Here is a 7,585-nt window from a genome sequence, read left to right on the forward strand (position 1 = left end):
ACGCAAACGATCAGCGTTCGCGTTGTTTTAATGAGGGCGGACTCTGCTCCCTCTCCCGCGAAGCGGGGGAGGGCTGGGGTGGGGCTACTCCGCCGCTTCGCCCTTCGCGCCGCCGCCGAAGCGGCGCACGATGTAATCGTCGACGATGCGGGTGAATTCCTCGGCGATGCCCTCGCCGCGCAAGGTCATCGCCTTCTTGCCGTCGATGAAGACCGGCGCGGCCGGAGTCTCTCCGGTGCCGGGCAGCGAAATGCCGATGTCGGCGTGTTTCGACTCGCCGGGACCGTTCACGATACAGCCCATCACCGCCACATTGAGCGTCTCGACGCCTGGATATTGCGCGCGCCAAGCCCCCATCCGCTCGCGGATATGCGCCTGGATGTCGCGCGCGAGTTCCTGAAACACGGTCGAGGTGGTGCGCCCGCACCCCGGGCAGGCCGCGACGAGCGGCACGAAGGTGCGAAAGCCCATGGTCTGCAGAATTTCCTGGGCGACGCGCACTTCGAGCGCGCGGTCGCCGCCGGGCTCCGGCGTCAGCGACACGCGGATCGTATCGCCGATGCCGTCCTGCAGCAGCACGCCGAGCGCGGCGGATGACGCGACAACGCCCTTCGAGCCCATGCCGGCCTCGGTGAGGCCAAGATGCAACGCATAGTCGCTGCGCTGCGCCAGCATGCGATAGACGGCGATGAGGTCCTGCACCGCCGAGACTTTGGCGGAAATGACGATGCGGGTTTTCGGCAGGCCGATCTCCTCGGCGCGGCGCGCCGACATCAGCGCCGAGCGGACCAGCGCCTCGCGCGTCACGGCGCGCGCGTCGAGCGGCCGGTCCGAGGCGTGGTTCAGGTCCATGAGATAGGTCAACAGCTCCTGGTCGAGCGAACCCCAATTGGCCCCGATCCGCACCGCCTTGCCGTGCTTGGCGGCAAGTTCGACGATCGAGGCGAACTGCTTGTCCTTCTTTTCCTTGAAGCCGACATTGCCCGGATTGATGCGGTATTTGGCGAGCGCCTCGCCGCAGGCGGGATGATCGGCGAGCAGCTTGTGGCCGATGTAATGGAAATCGCCGACCAGCGGGACGTGGCATCCCTTCTGCGCGAGTTTCTCGAAAATATGCGGAACGGCCGCCGCCGCCTCGTCGCGATCGACGGTGATTCGGACCAGCTCCGAGCCCTGCTGCGCCAGCGCCAGAACCTGCGTCACGGTCGACTCGACATCCGCCGTGTCGGTGTTGGTCATGGACTGAACGACGACCGGCGCGCCGCCGCCGACGATCACCGCGCCGGGGCCCGCGCCAACAGCCACCGCGCATGTGCGGTGGCGGGGCGCCGGTTCGGCGACGACCGGGTCGGGCAGACGGGTCTCGGATGCGGCTTCGTTCATGGGGGTCGTTTCGGCGGTCGTTGCGGACGCCGATAGGTCGCCCGTAACGGCCGTAAGGTCAAGCGCTCCGGAAATAGACGACGGCGGCGATGACGACAACCAAGGCAATCGTAAAGGTCAGCGCGCCGATGGCGTAGAGCCCTTCGGCGGCGCCTTCGAAATCGCCGAGTCGGATGAAAAGTCGATCGGAAAAAGGTGACATGAGGCGCTCTTTTGCAGGACGATTCGTTTGAGAGCCCACCATAACGCCGACCGCGTTTGCGGCTTGTGACGCGTAATGACATCATCGTTACTGCATGCTAAAAGTAAGAGAATTGCTGGAGAAAACCGTCATGGCGGCCAACCGGACCAACTCAAAACGCGAGACGCTCAATCTTCGAGTTCGGCCTGAGGACCGCGAACTCATCGCGCGCGCAGCGACGCTTCTCGGCAAGACGCGCACGGAGTTTCTGCTCGACGCCGGCCGCCGCGCCGCCCAAGACGCGTTGCTGGACCGCACGCTGTTCAATGTCAGCTCGGAAGACTATGCGCGCTTCGTCGAACGCCTCGATGCGGCGCCCGCGCCGAACGAGAAATTGCGGCGCATGATGACGACCAAAGCGCCGTGGGAGTGAAGCCCAATCCACCCCGCCCGATATCCGACGCCGACGAACTCTCCGCTTTCGACTGCGGCGTTTCCGCTCTCGACGACTGGCTGAGACGCCGCGCCCGCACCAATCAGGCGAGCGGCGCATCCCGAACTTACGTCGTCTGCGAAGGTTCTCGCGTTGTCGCCTATTACGCGCTCGCCTCCGGAGCGGTCGCGGTTATCACGGCGTCGCCAAGGCTTCGGCGCAATATGCCCGATCCTGTTCCGGTGGCGGTGCTTGGCCGATTGGCGATCGATCGCACGCGCCAGAACCAGGGTCTTGGTCGCGCGCTCATCCGCGACGCCACCCAGCGCGTTATCCACGCAGCCGAGGCGATCGGAATCAGAGGCGTCTTGGTCCACGCCATATCCGCTGAGGCCGCCGCCTTCTATCAGGCGGCGGGCTTCGAACCTTCGCCATTCGAACCCTTAACGCTCATGGCGACGCTTTCGGATCTGCGCGCGGCAAGCATGCGGTAGCCGGCGAGGCCGAGCGCTTCCGCCTAGGCGCTCGCCGGTTTCGGCGTCATCCAGGCGATGTAGGCGCCGCCCGGCTGTTGCAGCACGGCCATGCGGCCGACGCCGGGGATCTCGAAGGCGTCCTTGCAGATCGTGGCGCCGGCGGCCTTGGCCTTCTCCAGACGCGCGTCCACGTCATCGACGCCGATATAGGTCAGCCAGTGTTCTGGAACGCTCGCCAGTTCGGGGGCTTTCATCTCAAAAATGCCGCCGACCCGGGCGCCCTGCGAACTGATGATCCAGTATGTGGCGCCGTCCATGGGCATTCCCTCGAAGCTCCAGCCGAGAGTTTGGCTGTAAAACTTCTTCGCCCGCTCGACATCGTGGACATTGAGTTCGTTCCAGCAGACCGCGCCATGTTTCGCCGGCGCGCCACAGTCATTGGCATTGGACATAGCCTCTCCTCTTTCATCTCAACGTCGTTGCGACGATCGCAAGATCCGTCTCGGGGGCGGTTGCCTATTTCGGCAGCAGCCCCAGCCGGCGCGCGGTCAGCCAGTCGACGAGGCGCGCCGGCAATAGGCTGCGCAAGGTGTAGTCCGTAAAGCGATTCCTGACGATCGGGATGCGGATGGGCGGGCGCGGCGCCGTCAGCGCCCGCAACACGGCGCGCGCGACGACCTCGGGACCGGGGGCGCGGCGGCCCGCCTCGACAGCCCATTTCAGCATCCTCCCGCCTGGCGCGGCATAGGCCGTGCCCTCGAACATCGCGAGATCGGTCGCTTCGGCCTTGTCCCAGATCGGCGTCGCAATCATGCCGGGTTCGATCAGGATCACGTCGACGCCATAGACGATCAGCTCGCGCCGCAGCGCGTCCGACATGCCCTCTAGCCCGAATTTCGATGTGGCGTAGGCGCCGAGAAAAGGCGCGGCGAAGCGACCGGCGACCGAACTCATATTGACGATGCGGCCTGGCGCCCCGCGTCGCGGTCCGCCGGCGCCGAGCAGGGGCGCAAAGGCCTGGATGATTCGAAGCTGGCCGATCACATTGATCTCGATCTGGCGTCGAAAGTCCTCGATGGGCAGATGCAGCAGCGGTCCGGGGACCGCGAGGCCGGCGTTGTTGACGAGGCCGCCGAGCGTTTCGCCATCGAGCCGCGTCTCGACGTCGCGCGCGGCGGCCGCGATCGCGGCGGCGTCGGTCACGTCGAAGAGGAGCGGAATGACGGCCGCGCCATGACGCGCCGTGAGCGCGGCGGCGTCGGAGTCCTGACGGACCGATGCGAAGACGAGAAATCCGCTCTCGACCAATAGGCTGACGCAGGCAGCGCCGATCCCGGTCGAAGCGCCCGTCACGACGACGGCCTTCATACAGGTTCCTCGAACGCCGCCACGAGATGCGCAAGCGCCACGCGCGTTTCGCCATCGGCGCGGCCATCGACTTTTGCAGGGCGGAAGTGACGCTGGAACGCCTCGACCGCCCGGACCGTCTGCGCGTCATAGACGCCGGTTTGCTCGACGCCGTACCCATAAGCCGCGAGGTCGCGCTGGAGCGAGGCGACCTTGGCGCCCGCGTCGCCGAGCGAGACCGTCGTCGCGCCAGCGCCGATAGGCTCATTGGCGACCCGCCCGACGCCGCGGCGTGCGAGTTCGTCCCAGGGAAAGAACTCGCCCGGGTCCCGCTTGCGCCCAGGCGCGATGTCGGAATGCGCCAGCACGCGTTCGGGCGGTATCGCATGGCGCCGGCAAATGTCCTTGGCGAGCGCCGCCGTCGCCTCGATCTGGACCGCTGGATAGGGACGCGGGTCGTCATGGCCGGGATGAACGATTTCGATTCCGATTGAAGCGGAGTTCATGTCCGTCTCGCCGGCCCAGTGGCTTATCCCTGCATGCCAGGCGCGCCGCGACTCCGGCACGAGCTGCAGCACGCGGCCATCCTCCTCGACGACATAATGCGCCGAGACTTGAGAGTGGGGGCTGCAGAGCAGGGCTAGAGCCGATTCGCCCGTCGGCATGCCCGTGTAATGAAGCACGAGCGACGAAATCGGCCGCAGGCGTTCGCCGTGATTGGGCGAGGGGCACACCCTCGCGCCGGCGCAATCCGGCTCGAAGAAACTCTCGCCGTCTCGCCAGGGTTGGGTGGCGGAAAGCCATTCCCGCGTGCGCGCCTCCGGGTCCGCGCTGCGCAATATGTCGGTGACGACGCAGGCGCTGTCGGCGCCGGCGGCAAGCGCGGCGATGGCGCGCTCCGGGGTCAGTCCGCCGATAGCGACAAGAGGCGTCTCGCCGATTTGCGCCTTCCAGGCGCCGAGCCGGGCGAGGCCCTGCGGCGCAAAATCCATTTGTTTCAGCAATGTGGGATAGATCGGCCCCAGCGCGACATAGTCCGCGGCGACAGATAGCGCCCGGTCGAGCTCGGTTTGGTCATGCGTCGAAACGCCGATCCTGACGCCGGCGCGGCGCAGCGCCGGGATGTCCGCCGCGTCGAGATCGCCCTGGCCGAGGTGGACGAAGTCGCAGCCTTCCTCCATCGCGAGACGCCAGTAGTCGTTGACGACGAGCTGCGCGCCATGTCGCGCGCACGCCTCCCGCGCGATCCCGATCTGAGCGCGCACGTCGGGCTCGGCGCGATCCTTCACCCTCAGCTGCACGAGCTTGACGCCTTGCGGCAGCAGGCGGGAAAGCCAATCGGCGTCATCGACGATGAGATAGAAGGGATCGAGCTTCAGCGCCGCCACCAGCCGTTTCCCTACGCCAGTCTGTCGAAGGGACGGCCGATGAGGGGCGTCGAAGGCTCCGCCATGTCGCGCGGCGTCATCGGCTGCGCGCGGAAGCCGGCCCGGCCGGCTTCGATCGCGAGGGCAAAGGCCCGCGCCATCAAGACGGGGTCGCCGGCGCGGGAAACGGCGGTGTTGAGCAGCACGGCGTCATAGCCCATCTCCATCACCAGCGCGGCATGGGAGGGCGCGCCAAGCCCCGCGTCGACGATGAGCGGCGTTTCGGGAAAATGCGCGCGCAGCGCCCGCAAGGCGAAAGCGTCGTTTACCCCGCGCCCGGAGCCGATAGGCGCCGCCCAGGGCATCAGCACACGGCAGCCGGCGTCGAGCAGCTTTTCCGCCACGACGAGATCGTCGGTCGTGTAGGGAAAGACCTTGAAGCCGTCGTCCGAGAGCGCGCGCGCGGCGTCGACCAGCCCGAAGACGTCAGGCTGTAGCGTGTCCTCTTCGCCGATAACTTCAAGCTTGATCCAGTCGGTCGCGAAGACTTCGCGCGCCATTTGCGCGGTCGCGATCGCCTCCTTGGCGGTGCGACAGCCGGCGGTATTGGGGAGCACGCGCGCGCCGACGTCGCGGATGAGGCTCCAGAAGGCCTCGCCCGCGCGCGCCCCGCCGGCCTCGCGCCGCAGCGAGACGGTGACGATCTCGCATCCCGACGCGCGAATCGATTCCGCCAGGATCGCCGGCGACGGATAGCGGGCGGTGCCGAGCAGCAGCCGCGAGGACAGCGCGACGTCGTAAAGCGTCACCGGGTCAGTCATGCATCAAACTCGCTCACCCGCCCTGTCTCGGCGTCACGATCTCGACGGCGTCGCCTTCGCGAAGCCGCGTCTCGGCGCGGTCCTTGGCGCGCACGAATTCCTGGTTCAGAGCGGTGCCGACGGTTTTTTCATCATATCCCAGTTCGTCGAGCAGCATCTGCAACGTCGTCGCGCTCACATCCTGCGGCCGCCCGTTGATCTGAATCAGCATCCATCACCTCTGGGAAATACCCGTCGTTCACAACGACCTCAGCCGCGCGGCGCGCCAGCGCCGGGGCAAGCAGGAACCCGTGGCGGTAGAGCCCATTGATATAGAGTGTGCGACCCCGCTTCAAAAGACGGGGCAGATTGTCGGCGAAGGCAGGTCGCAGGTCCGAGCCGGTCTCGACAATTTCGGCCTCGGCGAAGGCCGGGTGGACCGCAAAAGCGGAGTTGACGAGTTCGACGACCGACCGCGCGGTGACCCGCGCGCGCTCCTCATTCTCGATCATCGTCGCGCCGACCATGAACAGTCCCCCGCCGCGCGGCACGACATAAACCGGCCGGCGCGGATGCAGCATGCGTATGGGACGCGCCAGGGAAATCTCCTCGCTGCGCAGAATCAGCATTTCGCCCTTCACGCCGCGCAGGCCGGATAGCGCGTCGCGCGCCGCGAAGCCGCGGCAGTCGATTGTCCAATCCGGGATCGTCGCCAGCGCCGCGGCGTCCTGCTGAAAATGCAGCGTCACATTCGGCAGTTGCGCGAGGCGCTCAGTCAGCGCGATGAGCGCCGCCCGGGGATCGAGATGCGCTTCTTGCCGAAAAAACAACGCGGCGTCGAAGCGCCCGGCGAGATCTGGCTCCAGCGCTGCGATATCTTTTGCGTCCAGCTGGTCGAAATTGCGCGAGCGCCGCGCGAAGTCGGCGAGCTCTGCCCGCTCGCGCGCGGGCGCCACGACAAGGCTGCCGGCGACCGTCGCGACGCCAAGCTCGCGCGACCAGAAGTCGAGCGCTTCTTCGCCGAGCGTCGCGACCAGGGGCTCGGCGCTTTCCAGTTCGCACCAGGGCGCGATCATGCCGCCGGCGAAGCGCGAGCAGCCGAGGCCCGGCGCAGACTCGCGCTCGACGATCTCCACGTCGACGCCCTTCCTGGCGAGCGCATCGGCGGCGCAGAGTCCGGCGACGCCGGCGCCGATCACGCGCGCGAGCATGAGCGCCGCCTTTTGGGAAATTTCGCTGACACCATCCCTCCGCCAGTCTCAACTGGATCAGGTTCGAAGGGTCGCCGCCCCCGCGCTTTCGCGCGTCTTGCGGCCTCTCAGCCCCGTGGCGGCGCGCAAGGAAGCGCCGCCGGGCGGGCTCCCCCGGCGGACGTAGGCTGGCGCGAAGCGCTGAGGCAGTCAAGCGCTGCGACCCGACTCCTTTAGGTCGCCGCAGGGCGCCGGGGCTTGCCAGACGTCAAACGATGGCTCAGTTTGCGCAAAGAAAAGCGCGCCATAAAGCGCAGCATACCGGGAGAAAATCATGAGCTCCATCAGCAAAACGGCCTGCGTCCGTAGGACGTTGGCCGGCGCCGTCCTCTATGGACTGCTCGCCTG

The 7,585-nt window shown here is 66.9% G+C and carries 10 protein-coding genes; 2 read left to right on the forward strand and 8 right to left on the reverse strand.

Translation table 11 applies throughout. The annotated features are described in order from the left end of the window. Positions 1-84 precede the first annotated feature (84 nt). Complete coding sequence (ispG, locus tag NEI07_RS00695) at positions 85-1,383, reverse strand: flavodoxin-dependent (E)-4-hydroxy-3-methylbut-2-enyl-diphosphate synthase (RefSeq protein WP_256032031.1); 1,299 nt, start codon at positions 1,381-1,383, stop codon at positions 85-87. 58 nt (positions 1,384-1,441) lie between these two features. Further along, entirely contained in the window at positions 1,442-1,585 is a 144-nt protein-coding gene (locus tag NEI07_RS00700) for a hypothetical protein (RefSeq protein ID WP_256032033.1), read from the reverse strand. A gap of 130 nt (positions 1,586-1,715) precedes the next feature. On the opposite strand from NEI07_RS00700, the gene NEI07_RS00705 reads away from it, so the two are divergent. Further along, on the forward strand, positions 1,716-1,997 hold the full coding sequence (locus NEI07_RS00705; RefSeq protein ID WP_256032035.1) for a type II toxin-antitoxin system TacA family antitoxin: 282 nt from the start codon (positions 1,716-1,718) through the stop codon (positions 1,995-1,997). After that, entirely contained in the window at positions 1,994-2,491 is a 498-nt protein-coding gene (locus NEI07_RS00710) for a GNAT family N-acetyltransferase (protein WP_407659834.1), read from the forward strand. Before NEI07_RS00705 ends, NEI07_RS00710 begins: the two co-directional genes overlap by 4 nt. Positions 2,492-2,514: 23 nt before the next feature. Here the strand turns inward: NEI07_RS00710 and NEI07_RS00715 are convergent, their stop codons facing one another. From NEI07_RS00715 to NEI07_RS00745, 6 genes are all read right to left on the reverse strand, one after another. Next, positions 2,515-2,925: a VOC family protein gene (locus NEI07_RS00715; protein WP_256032036.1), complete on the reverse strand. Its 411-nt coding sequence runs from the start codon at positions 2,923-2,925 to the stop codon at positions 2,515-2,517. A 64-nt stretch (positions 2,926-2,989) separates the two neighbouring features. Continuing rightward, entirely contained in the window at positions 2,990-3,841 is an 852-nt protein-coding gene (locus NEI07_RS00720; protein WP_256032037.1) for an SDR family NAD(P)-dependent oxidoreductase, read from the reverse strand. Continuing rightward, positions 3,838-5,208 carry a thiamine phosphate synthase gene (locus tag NEI07_RS19450; RefSeq protein WP_328516947.1) on the reverse strand — a complete coding sequence of 457 codons (1,371 nt, stop codon included), beginning with the start codon at positions 5,206-5,208 and terminating at the stop codon, positions 3,838-3,840. The genes NEI07_RS00720 and NEI07_RS19450 overlap by 4 nt, the downstream gene beginning before the upstream one ends. A gap of 11 nt (positions 5,209-5,219) precedes the next feature. Then, a complete protein-coding gene (locus NEI07_RS00735) occupies positions 5,220-6,008 on the reverse strand; it encodes a thiazole synthase (protein ID WP_256032038.1) in 789 nt (262 codons plus the stop codon). Between the two features lie 13 nt (positions 6,009-6,021). Next, positions 6,022-6,165: a sulfur carrier protein ThiS gene (gene thiS, locus NEI07_RS00740; RefSeq protein ID WP_328516948.1), complete on the reverse strand. Its 144-nt coding sequence runs from the start codon at positions 6,163-6,165 to the stop codon at positions 6,022-6,024. Further along, a complete protein-coding gene (locus NEI07_RS00745) occupies positions 6,140-7,198 on the reverse strand; it encodes an FAD-dependent oxidoreductase (protein ID WP_256032040.1) in 1,059 nt (352 codons plus the stop codon). Before NEI07_RS00745 ends, thiS begins: the two co-directional genes overlap by 26 nt. Positions 7,199-7,585 lie beyond the last annotated feature (387 nt).

The sequence above is a fragment of the Methylocystis suflitae genome, from assembly GCF_024448135.1.
Classification (GTDB): Bacteria; Pseudomonadota; Alphaproteobacteria; order Rhizobiales; family Beijerinckiaceae; genus Methylocystis; species Methylocystis suflitae.